This is a genomic window from Streptomyces sp. NPDC005533, assembly GCF_042871845.1.
In the GTDB taxonomy this organism is placed as follows: domain Bacteria; phylum Actinomycetota; class Actinomycetes; order Streptomycetales; family Streptomycetaceae; genus Streptomyces.
In genome coordinates, this window is the sequence record NZ_JBIAJH010000002.1 from 140,510 (window position 1) to 158,704 (window position 18,195).

The 18,195-nt window shown below is 73.0% G+C and carries 16 protein-coding genes and 1 pseudogene; 11 read left to right on the forward strand and 6 right to left on the reverse strand.

Going from position 1 to position 18,195, the window contains the following annotated elements; translation table 11 throughout:
• Nucleotides 1–20: 20 nt before the first annotated feature.
• Entirely contained in the window at nt 21–1,829 is a 1,809-nt protein-coding gene (locus ACFYP3_RS02665; protein WP_388825592.1) for a diacylglycerol kinase family protein, read from the reverse strand.
• A 216-nt stretch (nt 1,830–2,045) separates the two neighbouring features.
• On the opposite strand from ACFYP3_RS02665, the gene ACFYP3_RS02670 reads away from it, so the two are divergent.
• The 5 genes from ACFYP3_RS02670 (at nt 2,046) to ACFYP3_RS02690 (ending at nt 9,375) form a co-directional block, all read left to right on the forward strand.
• Nucleotides 2,046–3,530, forward strand: coding sequence for an aldehyde dehydrogenase family protein (locus tag ACFYP3_RS02670; RefSeq protein WP_388825595.1), 1,485 nt, complete (start codon nt 2,046–2,048; stop codon nt 3,528–3,530).
• Between the two features lie 15 nt (nt 3,531–3,545).
• Nucleotides 3,546–5,123: a GMC family oxidoreductase gene (locus tag ACFYP3_RS02675; protein WP_388825598.1), complete on the forward strand. Its 1,578-nt coding sequence runs from the start codon at nt 3,546–3,548 to the stop codon at nt 5,121–5,123.
• Nucleotides 5,120–6,211, forward strand: a complete 1,092-nt coding sequence (locus ACFYP3_RS02680) for a glycine betaine/L-proline ABC transporter ATP-binding protein (RefSeq protein ID WP_388825601.1) — start codon at nt 5,120–5,122, stop codon at nt 6,209–6,211. The genes ACFYP3_RS02675 and ACFYP3_RS02680 overlap by 4 nt, the downstream gene beginning before the upstream one ends.
• 214 nt (nt 6,212–6,425) lie before the next feature.
• Nucleotides 6,426–8,351, forward strand: coding sequence for an ABC transporter permease subunit (locus tag ACFYP3_RS02685; RefSeq protein ID WP_388826085.1), 1,926 nt, complete (start codon nt 6,426–6,428; stop codon nt 8,349–8,351).
• A gap of 142 nt (nt 8,352–8,493) precedes the next feature.
• A complete protein-coding gene (locus ACFYP3_RS02690; RefSeq protein ID WP_388826087.1) occupies nt 8,494–9,375 on the forward strand; it encodes an ABC transporter substrate-binding protein in 882 nt (293 codons plus the stop codon).
• A gap of 46 nt (nt 9,376–9,421) precedes the next feature.
• Here the strand turns inward: ACFYP3_RS02690 and ACFYP3_RS02695 are convergent, their stop codons facing one another.
• Nucleotides 9,422–10,414 carry a phosphotransferase family protein gene (locus tag ACFYP3_RS02695; RefSeq protein WP_388825604.1) on the reverse strand — a complete coding sequence of 331 codons (993 nt, stop codon included), beginning with the start codon at nt 10,412–10,414 and terminating at the stop codon, nt 9,422–9,424.
• Between the two features lie 37 nt (nt 10,415–10,451).
• Here ACFYP3_RS02695 and ACFYP3_RS02700 point away from each other — a divergent pair.
• A pseudogene (locus tag ACFYP3_RS02700) lies at nt 10,452–10,556 on the forward strand (flavodoxin family protein); the annotation flags it as partial.
• Between the two features lie 29 nt (nt 10,557–10,585).
• Here ACFYP3_RS02700 and ACFYP3_RS02705 read toward each other — a convergent pair.
• A complete protein-coding gene (locus ACFYP3_RS02705; RefSeq protein WP_388825607.1) occupies nt 10,586–11,374 on the reverse strand; it encodes a hypothetical protein in 789 nt (262 codons plus the stop codon).
• A 124-nt stretch (nt 11,375–11,498) separates the two neighbouring features.
• On the opposite strand from ACFYP3_RS02705, the gene ACFYP3_RS02710 reads away from it, so the two are divergent.
• Nucleotides 11,499–12,719: a hypothetical protein gene (locus ACFYP3_RS02710; protein WP_388825610.1), complete on the forward strand. Its 1,221-nt coding sequence runs from the start codon at nt 11,499–11,501 to the stop codon at nt 12,717–12,719.
• Between the two features lie 12 nt (nt 12,720–12,731).
• Nucleotides 12,732–13,529: a maleylpyruvate isomerase family mycothiol-dependent enzyme gene (locus ACFYP3_RS02715; RefSeq protein ID WP_388825613.1), complete on the forward strand. Its 798-nt coding sequence runs from the start codon at nt 12,732–12,734 to the stop codon at nt 13,527–13,529.
• A gap of 174 nt (nt 13,530–13,703) precedes the next feature.
• On the opposite strand, the gene ACFYP3_RS02720 is transcribed toward ACFYP3_RS02715, so the two are convergent.
• Nucleotides 13,704–14,099 carry a RidA family protein gene (locus tag ACFYP3_RS02720; protein ID WP_388825616.1) on the reverse strand — a complete coding sequence of 132 codons (396 nt, stop codon included), beginning with the start codon at nt 14,097–14,099 and terminating at the stop codon, nt 13,704–13,706.
• A 157-nt stretch (nt 14,100–14,256) separates the two neighbouring features.
• On the opposite strand from ACFYP3_RS02720, the gene ACFYP3_RS02725 reads away from it, so the two are divergent.
• On the forward strand, nt 14,257–15,294 hold the full coding sequence (locus tag ACFYP3_RS02725; protein ID WP_388825619.1) for a helix-turn-helix transcriptional regulator: 1,038 nt from the start codon (nt 14,257–14,259) through the stop codon (nt 15,292–15,294).
• 259 nt (nt 15,295–15,553) lie between these two features.
• A complete protein-coding gene (locus ACFYP3_RS02730) occupies nt 15,554–15,781 on the forward strand; it encodes a hypothetical protein (RefSeq protein ID WP_388825622.1) in 228 nt (75 codons plus the stop codon).
• Nucleotides 15,782–15,888: 107 nt separating this feature from the next.
• On the opposite strand, the gene ACFYP3_RS02735 is transcribed toward ACFYP3_RS02730, so the two are convergent.
• Together ACFYP3_RS02735 and ACFYP3_RS02740 are read right to left on the reverse strand one after the other, a co-directional pair.
• The gene (locus ACFYP3_RS02735; protein ID WP_388825625.1) at nt 15,889–16,449 is read right to left on the reverse strand and encodes a GNAT family N-acetyltransferase; all 561 of its coding nucleotides are present in this window, start codon (nt 16,447–16,449) and stop codon (nt 15,889–15,891) included.
• Nucleotides 16,450–16,549: 100 nt separating this feature from the next.
• Nucleotides 16,550–17,068 carry an SRPBCC family protein gene (locus ACFYP3_RS02740; protein WP_388825628.1) on the reverse strand — a complete coding sequence of 173 codons (519 nt, stop codon included), beginning with the start codon at nt 17,066–17,068 and terminating at the stop codon, nt 16,550–16,552.
• Between the two features lie 285 nt (nt 17,069–17,353).
• Between ACFYP3_RS02740 and ACFYP3_RS02745 the strand changes: the two genes are divergently transcribed.
• Entirely contained in the window at nt 17,354–18,121 is a 768-nt protein-coding gene (locus ACFYP3_RS02745; RefSeq protein ID WP_388825631.1) for an SDR family NAD(P)-dependent oxidoreductase, read from the forward strand.
• Nucleotides 18,122–18,195 lie beyond the last annotated feature (74 nt).

Genomic DNA, 18,195 nt, shown 5'->3' on the forward strand with positions numbered 1-18,195 from the left:
CGCGGCGCACCGGCACGGGTTCAGTGGCGGGGGGTACGGGAGGCGTGCACGGGGCTCCGCGGGAGGGAGACGCTCGCGGTGCTTCCCGGGACCCGGGGAAGGAAGATCCGCAGGGCGCCCGGTTCGACCTCGGCGAACAGTCGGGAGCCTTCCGTCATGGTGTCTCCGTCGACCTCGCGGGCCTGCGCGTCGGCGAAGCGGATCTCGATCCGGTGGGCGCTGAAGTACTCCAGGGCCCCTCCGGCCACGGTCCGGCCGCCGGCCGGCGAGGCGTGGGGCGCCGCGTGGAGCTCCGCGTCCGGCGTGCGCGTGCCCCTGCGGACGAGCCGGGAGGCGAGGTGACCGGCGGCGGCGAGCCAGCCGGCCGCGCCGCGGGGGTCGAACAGCACGAGCTCCAGGCGTCCGCTGTCCGGCCGGGCCCGCGGCAGGAGTTCGAGTCCGCCCTGGAGTGCGCCGACGTTGCCGATGACGACCATCCGCGCCCGACGGCGGCGGGCCCGGCCCCCGTCCACCCGTACGGACAGGCGCATGCCCGGGTCTCCCAGGTGCCGGGCGGCGGACAGGGCGTAGGCGGCCCACCCCAGGCGGGACTTGAGCGCGGGCGAGGCGTCGCGGACCGTGGCGGCGTCGAACCCGGCCCCCGTCATCACGGTGAACCGCGTCGACGGGAGGTCGTCGCCCCACACCCGCCCCACGTCGATCGGGAAGACGTCGCCGGCGAGGGCCGTTTCGAGGGCGGCGAGCGGCTCGAGCGGCAGGTGCAGGTTGCGGGCGAGGAGGTTGCCGGTCCCGCAGGGCACGAGGGCCAGCGGCGTGCCGGTGCCGGCCAGCACGTCGGCGCCGGCGCGGACCGTGCCGTCCCCGCCACAGATGACGACCAGGGCGACTCCGGGCTCGGCGCACTCCTCGGCGAGGTCCCCGCAGGGCCGTTCGACGGAGGTGGCGGTCCACCGCTGGTCGTCGTATCCCTGGCGGTGGAGGATCAGGCGCACCCGTTCGGCGAGGTCGTCGCCGCAGCCGTGCGGGTGGCGCACCACGACGGCCCGCAGACCGGAACGCTCCGCGGTGCTCTTCTCGGCAGGCCCGTGAGCGGGCTCGTGGCCGGCCTCGTGGCCGGCCTCGTGGCCGGCTTCGTGGGCGGCCTCCGCACCGTGAGTGCCCTCCGCGTCACGGGTGCGGTCGGACAGGAACGCCGACCCGATGACGAGCAGCGTGGCGATGCCGTTGAGCAGACCGCCCGCCACGTCGGAGGGGTGGTGCATGCCCCGGTACATACGGGACAGCCCGACCGCCGGCGGGACCAGAACCAGGACCGCCGCCGCGACGTACCGCCACGGGCCGCGAACGCGGGTCCACACCAGTGCGGCCAGCCCGCCGTACAGGGCCACGGCGGCGCCGACGTGGCCGGACGGGAAGCTCGACGTGGGCGGCGCGCCGTCCAGCTGGGGCACGTCGGGGCGCGGGCGTTCCACGCACATCGTCACGACGAGGAAGACGGCGGACTGTACGGCGACCGACGCGCCCAGAAAGACCGCGTCGGCGCTGCGCCGGGTGCGTGGCAGCACGAGGAGGGTGATGACGCAGATCAGTGCCACGCCGACGATGCCCTCCGTGGAGGCCATGACGGACAGCCACTGCGTCACGGAGTCCGCCCACGGGGTCCGGTGCCGGGCGAACGCGTCCGTGACCCGGTCCTCCGGCGACACCAGCCGGCGGCCCACGGGTACGGCGGTCACGAACAGGCCCAGTGCCACCATCACGGCGGCCTGGGCCGGTACGAGCCAAAGGAACCGTGGGCGTCTCGCGGCGGTGCCGCTTCGCGTCGTCATGCCAGCCGTGTTGCCCGAGACGGCCCGATGATGCCCGCCACCCAGCGCGTGCCTGAAATGTCCGTTTATCTCCCTATCTCCCATGGGGGTGACGGGGAGTGACTCCAGTCACTTCCAGTGACGTTTGGGACATGGCTTCAGAAGGCCTGGGCAAGGGCGCACGAGCAGCACCACCGCGGGTAGGCCGCGGTGTCGGAATCGGAGGTACAGCGCGTCGTGTCCGAGCAGACGACCATCCACATCGCCGGGGCCTGGCGTTCCGCGGTCTCAGGAGCCACCCGAGAGATCCTCGACCCGGCGGACGCCACGGTCCTCGCCGTCGTCGCCGAGGGGGGCGTCGCCGACACCGACGCGGCCGTCAGCGCCGCCCGCGCCGCCTTCGACGGCGGGGAGTGGCCCGGGACCTCCGTCCAGGAGCGGGCCGCACTGCTGCGCCGCACCGCCGACCTGCTCCACCGCGACCGCGAGATCCTCGGGCTGCTGGAGAGCCGTGACGCGGGCAAGACCCTGGAAGAGGGCCGTGTCGACGTGGACTGCGTCGCCGACGCCTTCCGCTACTTCGCCGACCTCGTCGTCGGCGAGGGCGCCGGCCGGGTGGTCGACGCCGGCACCCCCGACGTCCACAGCGTCGTCGTCCACGAGCCCGTCGGGGTCTGCGCCCTGATCACCCCGTGGAACTATCCGCTCCTCCAGGCCTCCTGGAAGATCGCCCCGGCCCTCGCCGCCGGCAACACCTTCGTGCTCAAGCCCAGCGAGATCACCCCGCTGTCCACGGTGGCCCTCATCGGCCTGCTGGCGGAGGCCGGACTGCCGGCCGGCGTCGCCAACCTCGTCACCGGACCCGGCGACCCCGTCGGCGCGCGCCTCGCCGCCCACCCCGACGTCGACCTCGTCTCCTTCACCGGCGGTCTCACCAGCGGTACGAAGGTGATGCGCGCCGCCGCCGACTCCGTCAAGAAGGTCGCCCTCGAACTCGGAGGCAAGAACCCCAACGTCGTCTTCGCCGACGCCTGCACCACCGAGGAGGGCTTCGACACCGCCGTCGACCAGGCCCTCAACGCCGCCTTCATGCACAGCGGCCAGGTCTGCTCCGCCGGCTCCCGGCTCATCGTCGAGGAGAGCGTCGCCGAGCGCTTCGTCGCCGAACTCGCCCGCCGCGCCGATCGGATCCGCCTCGGCCGCGGCACCGACCCGGACGTGGAGTGCGGACCGCTCGTGTCCGCCGCGCAGCGCGAACGCACCGAGGAGTACGTGGCCTCCGCCCTCGCCGAGGGAGCCGTGCTCCGCTCGGGCGGCCGACGGCCCGACGGGCCCGGCTACTTCTACCGGCCGACCGTGCTCGACGGCTGCCACCGCGGGATGCGCGTCGTACGGGAGGAGGTCTTCGGGCCGGTCCTGACCGTGGAGACCTTCCGTACCGAGGCCGAGGCCGTCGCGCTCGCCAACGACACCGAGTACGGCCTCGCCGGCGCGGTGTGGACCTCCGACCCGGGCCGCGGACGCCGCGTGGCGGGCCGGCTGCGCCACGGCACCGTCTGGATCAACGACTTCCACCCGTACCTCCCGCAGGCGGAGTGGGGCGGCTTCGGCAAGTCCGGCATCGGCCGCGAGCTCGGCCCGTCGGGCCTGGCGGAGTACCGGGAGACCAAGCACGTGTACCAGAACCTCGCCCCGCGCCCCGTGCGCTGGTTCGCGGGCTGAAGGAGGAGCACAGCCATGAACACCCCCACGCAACCCCCCACACAGGAGCAGCGGGAGCAGCAGGAGCAGCAGGAGTACGACTACGTCGTCGTCGGCGGCGGCACCGCCGGCTCGGTGATCGCCTCCCGCCTCACCGAGGACCCGGACGTCACCGTCGCCGTCATCGAGGGCGGCCCCAGCGACGTCGACCGGCCGGACGTGCTCACCCTGCGCCGATGGATGGGCCTGCTCGGCGGCGAACTCGACTACGACTACCCCACCACCGAGCAGCCCCGCGGCAACTCGCACATCCGCCACAGCCGCGCCCGCGTCCTCGGCGGCTGCTCCTCGCACAACACCCTGATCGCCTTCAAGCCGCTGCCGTCCGACTGGGACGAGTGGGAGCAGGCGGGGGCCGAGGGCTGGCACGCGGCCGCCATGGAGCCGTACTTCGACAAGCTCCTCAACAACATCGTCCCGGTGGCCGAGAAGGACCGCAACGCCATCGCGCGGGACTTCGTCGACTCCGCGCAGAGCGCCCTGGGCGTCCCGCGCGTCGAGGGCTTCAACCGCAAGCCCTTCCACGAGGGAGCCGGCTTCTTCGACCTCGCCTACCACCCCGAGGACAACAAGCGCTCCTCCGCGTCGGTGGCCTACCTCCACCCCGTCATGGACGAGCGTCCCAACCTCCGGATCCTCCTGGAGACCTGGGCCCACCGCCTGGAACTCGACGGTTCCCGAGCGCGCGGGGTCCACGTACGCTCCGCGGACGGTACGGAGTCCCTCGTCACCGCACGCCGCGAGGTCCTGGTCTGCGCCGGCGCCGTGGACACCCCGCGGCTGCTGCTGCACTCGGGCATCGGCCCGCGCGCGGACCTGGAAGCCCTCGGCATCCCGCCGGTGCACGACCTGCCCGGCGTGGGGGAGAACCTGCTCGACCACCCCGAGTCGGTGATCGTCTGGGAGACCGACGGCCCGATCCCGGAGAACTCCGCGATGGACAGCGACGCGGGCCTGTTCGTCCGGCGCGACCCCGAATCCGCGGGACCCGACCTGATGTTCCACTTCTACCAGGTCCCCTTCACCGACAACCCCGAGCGCATCGGCTACGAACGCCCCGCGCACGGCGTGTCGATGACCCCCAACATCCCCAAGCCCCGCAGCCGCGGCCGCCTCTACCTGACCAGCGCGGACCCCGAGGTCAAACCGGCCCTGGACTTCCGCTACTTCACGGACGAGGACGACTACGACGGCCGCACCCTGGTGGACGGCATCAAGCTCGCCCGGAAGATCGCCGCGACCGAGCCGCTCGCCGGCTGGCTCAAGCGCGAGGTGTGCCCCGGCCCGGAGATCACCGGCGACGAGGAGCTGAGCGCCTACGCCCGCTCCGTCGCGCACACCGTCTACCACCCGGCCGGCACCTGCCGGATGGGCGCCGTCGACGACCCCGGGGCCGTCGTCGGCCCGGACCTGAAGATCCGCGGCCTCGAAGGCATCCGCATCGCGGACGCCTCCGTCTTCCCGACGATGCCCGCGGTCAACCCGATGATCGGAGTGCTCATGGTCGGCGAAAAGGCTGCCGAACTGCTCGTCCGGGACGGTGGTACCCGATGACCACCCTCCCCACCGCGCCCGCCACCGACCCGGCCGCGTCCCCCGTCTTCTCCGTGGACGGCCTCTGGAAGGTCTTCGGCCCCGACAAGGCCGCCGCGAAGGTCCCGGGCTCCGCCGACGCCGACCTGTCCGCCGCCGAACTGCGCGAGCGCACCGGTTGCACCGCGGCCGTCCGCGACGTCAGCTTCGACGTCCGCAAGGGCGAGGTCTTCGTCGTGATGGGCCTGTCCGGCTCCGGCAAGTCCACCCTCGTGCGCTGCCTCACCCGGCTCATCGAGCCCACCGCCGGACGCCTGGCCATCGACGGCGAGGACGTCCTCGCCATGGACGCCACCCGGCTGCGCGCCCTGCGCCGCCACCGCGCCGCCATGGTCTTCCAGCACTTCGGCCTGCTCCCGCACCGCACCGTCCTCGACAACGTCGCGTACGGACTGGAGATCCAGGGCGTCGGCCGCGGCGACCGCCGGCACAAGGCCGCCGGGCTCGTCGCCAAGGTCGGCCTCGAAGGCCTGGAGGACCGCCGCCCCGGCCAGCTCTCGGGCGGCCAGCAGCAGCGCGTCGGCCTGGCCCGCGCCCTCGCCGCCGACCCCGAAGTCCTCCTGTTCGACGAGCCGTTCAGCGCTCTCGACCCCCTCATCCGGCGCGAGATGCAGGAGGAGGTCGCCCGGCTCCACCACGAAGTGGGCCGCACCATGGTCTTCATCACCCACGACCTCGCCGAGGCCCTGCGCCTGGGCGACCGGATCGCGCTGATGCGCGACGGCCGCATCGTCCAGCTCGGCACCCCCGAGGAGATCGTCGGCTCGCCCGCCGACGACTACGTACGGGACTTCGTCCGCGACGTCCCGCGGGAACAGGTGCTCACCGTCCGCACCGCGATGCGCCCCGCCACCGCCGGCGAGGCCGAACAGGGCCCCGCCCTGAACCCCGCCACCACCGTGTCCGAGGCCATCCACGCCGTCGCCGTCAGCGGCGGTCCGGCCCGCGTGGTCGACCACGGCCGCTGCCTCGGCGTCGTCGACGACGCGGGACTCCTCGCCGTCGTGGCCGGACTCCCCGCCACGACCGGACGGGGGGTGGCGGCATGACCGGCCCGGCCCGCCCCGCGACCCCCGTCGCCGATGCCCGGAGGTCGTGCGCGTGACCGCGACCCCGACCCACGCACCGGACCGCACACCGGCCCGCACCCGCGCCGCCGCGCCTTCGCAAGCCCCGCGGCCCTCCGAGCGGACCACCGGCGCGCCTCCCTCCCGCACCGAGTCCGCTCCCCAGGACCGTCCCCGCGCCCGCCCCCGCAGAGCCCTGCCCGGCCTCGCCGGGCGCCGCGGACTCCTCCCGCCCCTGGGCATCGCCGCCGCCCTGCTGATCCCGCTCGCCCTCGTCTTCCCGGGCGCCGGCAGCTGGCCCGCGGCCCTGGCCGTCGACCTGTCCGGCCCCCTCGGCCGCGCCGGCGACTGGATCATCGACCACCGCGACAACCACTGGCTGTTCCTCTACTTCTTCGGCCACGTCAGCAACGCCGTCGTCGTGTCCGTGCGCGCCGTGTACGTGGTCCTCCTCGCCGCCGGATGGACCGGGGTCACCGCCCTGGCCGCCCTGGTCGCCTGCCGCCTCGCCGGCGTCCGCCTCGCCCTGACCTGCGCCGCCGCCTTCGCCGCCTGCGGACTGCTGGGCATGTGGGTGCCGACCATGCAGACCCTCGCGCTGATGGTCGTCGCCGTCGCCGCCTCCGTCGTGCTCGGCGCCCTGCTGGGCCTCGCCGCGGGACTCTCCCCGCGCGCCGACCGCGTGCTGCGCCCCGTGCTCGACACCATGCAGATCCTGCCCGCCTTCGCCTACCTGCTGCCGATGGTGCTGGTCTTCGGCATCGGCGTGCCCGCCGCCGTCCTCGCCACCGTCGTCTACGCCGCCCCGCCCATGGCCCGCCTCACCGCCCTGGGCCTGCGCGAGGCCGACCCGGGCGTCCTGGAAGCCGCCGCCTCGCTCGGCGCCACCGGCCGCCAGCGGCTGCTGACCGCCCGCCTTCCCCTCGCGCGCCGACCGCTCCTGCTCGGCGTCAACCAGGCCATCATGACCGGCCTGTCCATGGCCGTCATCGCCTCCGTCATCGGCGCGGGCGGCCTCGGCGACCGCGTCTACCAGGCCCTCGCCTCCGTGGACGTCGGCGCGGCCCTCGCCGCCGGCATACCGATCGTGCTGCTCGCGGTGGTGCTGGACCGTACCGCCGACGCCGCCGGCCGCCGCTTCGGCGCCGACCCCGTACCCGCCCGCGAACAGCACCTGCTGCGCCGGGTCTTCTCCGGCTGGTACGGGCGCCTGCTGACCCTCCTCGCCGCCGTGGCCGCCGCGGTCGCCGGCCGCATGGCCGGCAGCTCCCTGTGGCCCGAGTCCTGGACCGTCTCCCTCGCCGACCCCGTGAACTCGGCCGTCGCCTGGATGACCGACCACCTCTACTCCGGCGTACCCGTCGTCGGCGGCACCGCGGACTGGGCCGCCCACTTCACCGGCTGGATCCTCGACCCGCTGCGCGCCGGCCTCCAGGCCGCCCCCTGGTGGCTCCTCCTGCTCGTGGCCTGCGCGCTCGCCCTGCTCGCGGGCACCTGGCGCACCGCGCTCACCGCCGTCCTCGCGCTGGCCGCCGTCGGCGTGCTCGGTGTGTGGGAAGCCTCATTGGACACGCTCTCCCAGGTCCTCGCCGCCCTCGCGGTCACGCTCGTCCTGGGCTTCGCGATCGCCGTGGGAGCCGCCCGCAGCGCCCGCGCCGAGCGGCTGCTGCGGCCCGTCCTCGACCTCTGCCAGACCCTGCCGCAGTTCGTCTACCTCATCCCCGTGGTCGCGCTGTTCGGCGTCGGCCGCGCACCGGCCGCCGCGGCCGCCGTGGTGTACGCGCTGCCGGCCGTCGTCCGGATCGTCGTCCAGGGCCTGCGCGAGGTCGACCCGACCGTCGTGGAATCGGCCCGCTCCCTCGGCGCGACCCGCTCCCAGCTGCTACGGCAGGTCCAACTGCCCCTCGCCCGACCCGCTCTGCTGCTCGCCGTCAACCAGGCGGTCGTCCTGGTCCTCGCCGTCGTCATCATCGGCGGTCTGGTCGGCGGCGGCGCGCTCGGCTACGACGTCGTCCTCGGCCTCGCCCAGGGCGACCTGGCCACCGGCCTGGTGGCCGGCGCCGCGATCGTCTGCCTCGGCCTGCTCCTCGACCGCGTCACCCAGCCCGCGAAGGAGGCCTGACATGCGCGACGCACATCCCCAGCGCCCCCGGCGCTCCCTGCGCCCGCTGCGCCCGCTGCGCTCCGTGAGTCGGCGGCGCGGCGCGGCCGTCCTCGCCGCCGTGACCGGACTCGCCGTCCTCACCGGCTGCGGGGCCGCCGACATGACCCGCCAGTTCTCCCCGTACGCCGCCGCACAGGGCACGAAGACCGTCACCCTCTCCGTCCAGTCGTGGGTCGGCGCCCAGGCGAACACCGCCGTCGCCTCCTACCTCCTCGAACACGAGCTGGGCTACCGCGTGGACACCGTCCAGGTCGACGAGGTCCCCGCCTGGGACGCCCTCAGCCAGGGCCGCGTCGACGCGATCCTGGAGGACTGGGGCCACCCCGAACAGGAGAAGCGCTACGTCGAGGGCAAGAAGACCATCACCCCCGGCGGGGATCTCGGGGTGACGGGCCACATCGGCTGGTTCGTCCCCACGTACTTCGCCGAGGCCCACCCGGACGTCACCGACTGGAAGAACCTCGACAAGTACGCCGACCAGCTGCGCACCCCCGAGAGCCGCGGCAAGGGCCAGGTGATGGACGGCTCCCCGTCCTACGTCACGAACGACAAGGCGCTGGTGAAGAACCTGGGCCTGGACTTCGAAGTGGTCTTCGCCGGCTCCGAGGCCGCCCAGATCACCCAGATCAAGCAGTTCGCGAAGGAGCACAAGCCGTTCCTGACGTACTGGTACGAGCCGCAGTGGCTCTTCGAACGCGTCCCGATGACCGAGGTGAAGCTCCCCGAGTACACCGAGAGCTGCGCGGACGATCCGCAGAAGGTGGCGTGCGCCTACCCGCAGACACCCCTCCAGAAGTACCTCAACACGCGCTTCGCGGAGTCGGGCGGCAAGGCGGCCGCCTTCCTGAAGAAGTTCCGCTGGACCAAGGAGCAGCAGAACGAGGTGTCGCTGATGATCGCCGAGGAGAAGCTGTCGCCGCAGCAGGCGGCGAAGAAGTGGGTGGAGCGGCACGAGGACGTGTGGAAGCCCTGGGTGGAGTGACCCCTTCCGCCGCCCCCGTCCCTCCTGAGAGGGGCGGGGGCTGCGTTCAGGCGTACCGGCTGAACAGGGACTCGATGTATCCCTCCAGCCTTCGGGTCAGGACCTCCGCCGTCAGATCGACGCGTCCCAGCTCACGCCAGGGGCCGGCGACCTTCTCCGCGTCCGGGGCGAAACCCAACGCGTCCAGCACGCCCCAGTAGAGACGGGCGGCGCCGTCCTGCGCCAGGGTTCCGCCCGCGGCGACGTAGCGATCGGCGAAGCGGATGCCCGCGGGAACCCCGTGCAGCAGGGCGAGGGCCGTCGAGCAATGGGCCACGTCCAGGTCGGCCGGCCCCCAGGACGTCTCCACCCAGTCGACGACACCGCTCACCCGAAGGTCACTGCCGGTACCCGTGAAGAGGACGTTGCCGGGGTGGAAGTCCCGGTGCAGGAAGCACCCCTGATGGGCCGGCGGCTCCTGGCGGATGACGTCGACAGCCCGCCGCCAGAGCTCAGCACGCCCGGTGACGGTGGCCGCGGGCACGGTCACTCGTTCGGGAGAGGCCCAGGCCTGGTAGGCGCGAGGCCGCTGTCGCGCGGTGACCGGCAGCCGGTGGATGCGTACCAACTGCCGCGCCAGCAGTTCCGCGCGGTCGTCGGCGCCCTGATCGTCCAGGCGCACGGTCCCCGGCAGCAGGGACATCAACAGGGAGGGGTGATCGCAGTGCTGCGCCGTCGCATCCACCCCGGCGAGCGTGGCCGCCGGCACGTCCGTACCGCCGAGCAGGCGCAGGACGTTCGCCTCGCGGGTCAACAGACCCTCCGCATGGCGACGGTAGAAGGGCTTCACGAAGGAACGCAGGACGAGCGAGCGCCGACCCTCCGGACCGCGGAGGTCCAGACGGCGCATCTCGGAGGTCCAGCCACCGCGCAGCCGCACGGCCCTCTCGATGCGCTCCGCCTCGGGCAGCCCCTTCTCCACCCAGGCGCGCGTCGCGCCCCAGCCCCGACCGTCCCGTTCCGCGCCGAAGTCCTCGGTCGCCCCCGCACCCGAACCCACGGGACCAGACTAGTCGTCACGAGCGGACGCGAACCTGATGACCGACGAGGACCACACGGACGTCGCCAAGGCCTGGGAACAGCGCCTGCTCACCCTGGAGTCGACGGGCCGCACGGGCTTCGGGCTCCACGTACGCGGCTGACCGGCGGGGCGCGTACCCGACGGGGCCGGTCAGCCGAGCGGCAGCCGGGACTCGGCGCGCACCTTGAGGGTGATCTCGGCGATCCTGGCGAGGTCGACGGCCCCGGGCTGCTGCCGTGCGATCTCCGGGGTGAAGACGGCTACCGAGGCGCCGGTGTTCTCGTCCGCCCAGGCGCACATCGGCAGAGTGCTCTTGACGCTTCCCTTCTTCATGGTCAGCACCTCGCACGACACGGTGATGTCGGAACCGGCGGGAGTGACGTCCCGGGCGGGGACCGCCACGGAGGCTCCTTCGGCGTCCTCCGCGCCGGCCAACATCTTCCTGCGGGCACCCTCGGGGTCCTTGAACCGGCCGTACATCCCGGCCATGACGAGGGCGCTCCCCGGACCCGGAACATCAGAGGAGTACTGGGCGACGACCGGCTTCGGATCGCGTATCCCCGCATCGCGGCTGCCCTTGAGCGCCTGCTCGCCCTCGGTGTCCGACAGGTCCTGGGCCAGGGCGTACGTGCCGTCCACCACGGTCTTGGGAACGGTGAGCCGGTACTTCGCCTCGGGGAACCCGCGGCCTCCGCTCGCCACGGCCGACACGACGGAGCCGAACACCACCAGCGAGCCCACGACGATCCCGACCACCATGCCCGTGCGGTTCCTGCGCGGCGGGCCCAACGGGGGCTGACCCCAGGCACCTTGACCGGGGTACGGCTGCTGGTGCGGGTGGGACGAGGGCTGCGGGGCGTGGTACTGCCCACCGTACGGCTGCGGAGGCTGCGGGGCCCCGTACGGGCCGGGGGGGTGCTGGGATGGTGGCATGGTCATGCCTGAACGCTACGTGAGTGTGCGCGCGGGAGCCGATCGACATCCTCCGGCCCCGGTGGGGCCGGTCCGTGGGGCCGACCGCATTCCCCTCGCCCCGCCGTCGCCTCGCGGGCACAATCACCCAGTGGACCTTTCCCCGCTGCTGGCCGCCGTCGCGCGCGGCGACGACCGTACGGTGTTCGACCTCCTCGACGATGTACCGGAGGACGAACTCGGCGGTGACGACGGCGTCGCCCTCCTGGCCGCCGCCGCGTACGCCGAGCGCGACGAGGTCGTCTGGCGGCTCGTCGAGGCGGGCGTCGACGTGACCCGTCCGTGGGCCGGTGGTGTCGACCCGGTGACGTGGGCGGCCGGCCGCGGCGCGTTCCCGGTCCTACAGGCCCTGTTGATCCGTAGCGGTGACCCGCGGGGCGCCGACAGCCCACACCGTCGTGCGCTGCGCGTGGCACAAGCCGCCATCGCATCCGAGGCCGTGGGGGAGGAGCAGGGGCCGCCGCCCGCCCACCGCGCGATCGTGAGCCACCTGGAGGCCGTACTCGGCGTCCACCGCTCGCCGGACGAGCTGATGGCGCGCGCTCTGGTGCACGCGCGCCCGGACCACGACGACTGGTGCGAGTCGCTCCTCCAACTGGGATACCGCGCCGACCAGGAGGTGTTCGGCTGGGCGCGCGACGTCGCAGGCGACCGGTCCTCGCTCGACCGCAGACGCTTCGGGCTCGGTGTGCTGAACTTCATCGGCTTCGGACTCGACTCGCCGTACGACCCGGACGTGCACCGGGAGGACGAGGGGCCACTGCCCTTCCGGCAGGACGCGGCCGCGTTCCTCCGGCCGTTGCTGGACACCGAGAAGGATCCCCACGCCCTGGGCAGCGTCATCGCCGCCTTCACCTCCTACTGCTCCCCGGAGGAGGCCCTGGCCGTCCTGGTCCACGCCGACCACGCCGACCCCGGCGTCCGCCGCTGCGTCGCCTCACCCCTCGCCCACCACAGCCTCCTCGTCACGGCCGACCACCCGGACGTCCTCGCTGCTCTCGTCCGCCTGGCCGAAGACCCCGTACCCGATATCCGGGAGACCGCGCTCTGCGGGCTGGCCATGTCCCACGTCGACACGGCGGAGCTGCGCGCTGTCATGGCGGCCCACTTGGCGGACCCGCACTTCGACGCGAGGCTCGAAGCCGCCGCCGGGCTGGCCCTTCGGGGCGACGAGCGCGGCCACCGGGTACTCGACGAGGTCCGCCGTGGCATCAAGAACCACCGCAGCCCGGGGGCGGGCCGCCTCGGCGACATCCACCACCTGACGCGCGCCCGCGAGGAAAATCGCTGTTCGATCACCGGGGGACGGTGATAGACATCCGGCGTGGAAAAGAATCTTGAGTTCCCCGACCTGCTGCGACTGATCGATGAACGGTCGGCCGCTTTCCGTGCCGCGGTCGCCGCCGCGCCCGATCTCGACATACAGGTGCCGACCTGTCCCGAGTGGACCCTGTTCGATCTGGTGAAGCACCTGGGTGGGGGAGACCGCTTCTGGGCCGCCATAGTCGCCGCGGGGCCTGCCGACGCCGCCCCGGCCGAGGCCACCGCTGCGCGCGCCGCTCTGGAAGTGCCGCGGGAGCTTGAGGCTCTGCTGGCGTGGCTGGCCGAGTCGACGCAGCTTCTGCTGGACGCCCTGCGGGAGGCGGGCCCGGATGCCGGCTGCTGGGCGTGGTGGACTGCGTTGCAGAACCCGCGGACCGCTGGCGGAGTCGCCCGGCACCGCGTCCAGGAGAGCGCGGTGCACACCTACGACGCCCTGCTCGCCGCGGGTGCCCCGCAGCCGCTGCCGACCGAGGTCGCCCTCGACGGTGTCGAGGAGTTCCTGTTCACCTGCGTCGCGTCGCCCTTCGCCTGGCCGCACAAGCCCACGGCCTTCGACTTCCACGCCACCGAGGGCCGCTCCTGGCGGCTCACGGTCGACGGTGACGGCGCACGCTCCACCCGCATCCCCGCGCCCACCGCCGCGACCAGTGAGGGCTCGGACGCAGCCGGCGCCTCCATCCACGGCACGGCCAGCGAGTTGGTCATCTACTTGTACGACCGCATTCCGGCCGAATCCCTGCGCGTGGACGGAGACGCAGGGCTGTTCGACCTGCTCCGCGCCTGGGAACCGGGGCACTAGGACGTAGCGGGGGCGGTCGGCCGCGCCGCAAGCCGTCGGCACGTGGCTCGCCGTCGGCGACGACGCGTACCCCGTCGCCTGCCGCCCCCGCGTACTCTTCTCCCGGCTCCGCGGCCCCCCTGCCCTGGCCGGCGTGGCCAGGCCGCCACCGCCGACGTCACGGCGAGGGTCGCGTCACGCGACGGCGGTCCCCTCCAGCTCGACCATCAGGCCGGGGAGCGCCAATCGCGTCACCCCGAGCATCGTGGAGGCCGGCGCCACCCCGGCGGCTCCCAACCGCCCCGCCAGCACGCCGTAGTGCCGGAAGAGCACATCGACGTCGGTCGTGTAGACGTTCAGCCGTACGAGGTTGGCGAGGGACATGTCGGACGCGGCGAGCACGGCCTCCAGATTGTCGATGCTCAGCGCCAACTGCCCGGCCATGTCGCCGTCGTGCCGGAGCTTGCCGTCGGCGCCCGTCGCGGTCTGCCCCGAGACGTACAGGGTCCGGGTGTGCCCCGAGACGAGCTCACCCTGGTTGAACCCCAGCGCCTGCGACCACGTCACCGGGTTGACCGCTGTTCGCTCCACTGCCACATCAGCTCCATTCGATTCGATGAGTTCCCTTGCCGGCACGTACGTCCACCAGCCGTCCGAACGACCGGCTTTGACGTCGCGTCGACGAGCCTCGCACCGCATCACGACACCTTCTGTCATGTATTCCTCTCACGTCCTCTAACGTTCTCGTATGCGTGCCGACAGGCTGGTCTCCCTGGTCCTGCTCCTTCGTCAACGCGGTCGGCTGACGGCGGACACACTGGCCCGCGAGCTGGACGTGTCCACCCGTACCGTGCTGCGCGACATCGAGGCGCTGTCCGCGGCCGGCGTCCCGGTCTACGCCGAACGCGGCAGGCACGGTGGTTTCGCGCTGTTGCCCGGTTTCCAGACCAAGCTCGCCGGACTGAACCACGACGAGGCGCTCGCCCTGCTGACCGCCGGAGCGGGCCGCGGCGAGCAGGGCTTCGGGCTCGGCCCGGCGCTCGCCTCGGCCATGCGGAAGGTCGTCGACGCGCTCCCCGAAGACCACCGGACCTCCGCGAACGACGCGGCCCGGCGCTTCCTCGTCGACCCGGAGACCGACCTGCTCTCGCGCCGCCGGCCGGTCACCGAGGAGGTGCCCGGCGCCACCATGGTCGAGGTCAGGCGCGCGGTGCTCGCCGGCCACAAGCTGCGCATCCACTACGCGGCCACGGGTCGGGCGCCGCAGTGGCGCACGGTGGACCCGATCGGCCTGGTCACCGTTCGGGACCGGGGCTACCTGCTGGCCACGAGATCCGGCGAGGACCGTACCTACCGGCTGTCGCGGGTGCTGGCAGCCGAGGAACTCCCCGAACCGGCACAGCGGCCCAACGGGGTGGATCTCGACCGGATCTGGCAGGAACGCTCCGCGCGGTTCCTCTCCGGCGGAGACCACCTCACCGTGCTGGTACGGATGAACCCGGCGCGGCGGGAGGAACTGCTGAACACCGCGCTGGCCGTCCGAGCGGAAGAACCCGACGCCGACGGCCGGCTGCGGCTGGAGGTCACCTTCCACGACTTCCGACACGCGGACTGGGCCCTGTGGCAGCTCGGCACGGACGCGGAAGCCCTGGCTCCCCAGTCGCTGCGCACCTCCCTGCGCAACCGAGCCGAGGCGATGGCCACCCGCTACGCACGCTCACCCCGGGAGGCAGACGCGCAGGCACCGCACGCCGACCCCGGCCGGTCCACGGAACCGTCGCGATAGGGTTGCGCGCATGGACGACGAGCGCGGAACAGGGCCAACGGGCTTCAGGTAGCCCGCCAGGAGGTACCTGGCGGTTGCCGCGAACGGAGTTCGTCCCGTGACACGCACCGCTCACCATCTTCCCCCCGCACCCACCCGGAGTGCACACGAGCGCACCTCAGGAGATCCCTGGCGTTCCGTGGTCCTCTACGACCTCAGGTACAGCGCACACACCTTCAGCGTTGCGGCGCGAGAGTCCAGGAAGCCGCAACCCCGTAGGGTGCGCCGCACGGTGGCCGTCTACGCGTTTCCCCGACACCAGCAGGACCGCTCCGTCGCCCGGTGGTCCGCGCAGGAGGAACGCCGGGCGCGACAGCGGCTGCGCGCCCAAGTGGGGACCCTCCTGCGGCTGGTGCGTTCCACCTCCGATGAACTCGCCCTCGATGCCGCGGACATGGTGGACATACCGCCGGCACGGCACCGGCGTAGCTCGCTCTGGCTCGCGTAGTCACCCGTAGCCCGGGCCGGCCGACGCCTCGCGCCTCGGCCGGCTCAGCGGGCCGAGCGGCCCCACCTTCCGCCGTGCACCGGGCCCGGTCAAGTTCCCGCCGGGCGTCACGGCCGGGCATCGGCCTTCCCCGGCGGGTCCCGCTTCCACTCCTGGACGAGGAGTCCGAGTACCACGTCGTCCAGGAACTCGCCCATCACCCAGGCCGAGGACCGCAGCACGCCCTCGCGGACGAAACCGTTGCGCTCGGCGGAGCGGAGCATCGCGGCGTTGTCCGAGAGCGTCTCGATCTGCAGCCGCTGCAGGCCCCGGACGATGAAGCCGTAGTGACACATCACCGCGACCACGTCGGTTCCGTAGCCCTTGCCGCGGGCGGACGGCCGCAGCCCGAGCCCGATGTGCGCGGACCGGTTGTGGAGGTCGATGCCCCACAACGTGGCGTTACCGACGAGCGTGCCGCCGTCCAGCTCCACCACGGAGAACGAGACGTGCCCCTGCTCGTTGTCGTCCACCACGAGCCGCGAGTCCTTGGAGCCGGGCGTGATCGGCCGCCACGGCCGCAGTTCGGACCGCGAGTAGGTGACCACGTCGTCGTGGAGTTCCGTCTGCAGGACCGGGATGTCGTCGTCGTGCCGGGCTCTGAGCCCGACCTTGCTGCCCCTGAGCATGCAAGCTTCCTATCCGACCAGGCGGGCGGGCAGCAAACGATTTCCTCGTCGTCGAAGCGCCGCCCTCGGCCACTGCCTCGGACGACCGGCGAGCCGCGGATCACGGGCGGGCGGTGGGGTGTGCCTCCATCTCCGACTTGAGCTTGCGCAGGGTGGCTCGGATGTTCTTGCGCTGGAACTCGGCGAAGGTGTGTCCGCTCGTCGCGATCCTGTCGAACGTGTTGGCCACCGCGTCGGGCCAGCCGCGCCGGTCGTCGGTCCACGTCTCCGTCACCTCGGTGCCCCCGGGTACGGCGGCGAAACGGTACTCCCAGGTGGCGATCGGGCCGCGCAGCCACGGGCGGCGCAGGCCGATGGCGTGGACCTTGAACCGGAAGAGCTCGTCCGGGTCGGCGGCCGTCACCGTGCAGCGGGTCGTCCAACGGAACGGGCCGCGCTTGTTGCGGCCGTCGAAGACCATCCCGACCCTCGTCGCGGTGCCGGGTCCCTCGGCCGGGGTCGCGCCCAGGTTCTCCGGGCTCCAGCGGCCCATGAGAGCGGGATCGGAAACGTGCTGGTAGACCGTTGACGGGTCGGCCGCGACGATGATGGTGTCGCAAACGCTGAACGTGCGGGGCATGTGGCTCCCTCCTCGGACACGACGGTAGCGGTCGCCGCCCGGCCCGCACCCGGGGCCCCCGCCGCGGCATCCCTCGCAGGTCCCGAGCCGACACCGGCGCAGCCCCACGCAAGGGCGCGAAGCCTTTCCAGGAGCAGGAGCAGGAGCAGGAGCAGGAGCAGGAGCAGGAGCTCTCGTCGTCCGGGCACTCCGGTGAGCCTGCGGTGAGCGTCCGGTGAGCGCCCTCCGCGACTGTCGGGTCATGGCCGGATCCGCCGCGGACCGGCCACCGAACAGGGAGCGACGATGAACGATCTGACCGGCAAGACGGCACTGGTCACCGGCGGCTCGCGGGGCATCGGCCGGGCGGTCGCGCTGCGGCTCGCGGCCGAGGGCGCGCTGGTCGCCGTCCACTACGCAGGCAACGACGAGGCGGCCAAGGAGACCGTGGCACGGATCGAGGAGGCGGGCGGACGGGCGTTCGCGATCCGGGCGAGGTTCGGCGAGGACGGCGCGGTGGACCGGCTGTTCGAGGAACTGGTCGCGGGGCTGGCGGGAGCCGGGCTGGACATCCTCGTCAACAACGCGGGCATCAGCTCGGGCAACCCGATCTCCCAGGTCACCCCCGAGGAGTTCGCCCGACTGCTGGAGATCAACGTCGTCACCCCGTTCTTCGTGATCCAGCGCGCGATGGCGCTGCTGAACGACGGCGGCCGCGTCGTCAACATGGGCTCCACGGCCAGCAGGTTCGCGGTCTCCACCCAGATCGGCTACACGATCACCAAGGCGGCGCTGGAGTCGATGGCGCCGTCGCTGGCCAACGAGCTCGGCCGTCGCGGCATCACGGTGAACACGGTCGCGCCCGGAGCGGTGCGCACCGACATGACGGCGGGCTACACCTCCATCCCCGAGGTGGTCGCCGGGCTGGAGTCCATCACGGCGCTGGGGCGGCTGGGCGAGCCGGAGGACGTCGCGGACGTCGTCGGGTTCCTGGCGGGCCCGCAGGGCCGCTGGGTGACCGGCCAGACCGTCGACGTGTCGGGCGGAACGTTCCTCGGCCCGATCGCCCCGTGACCGTGACCGTGACCGCGGCCCCGTGACCTCGCCCGGTGACCGCCCGCCGCGCCCCTGACCGCCGCCGCCGCGCC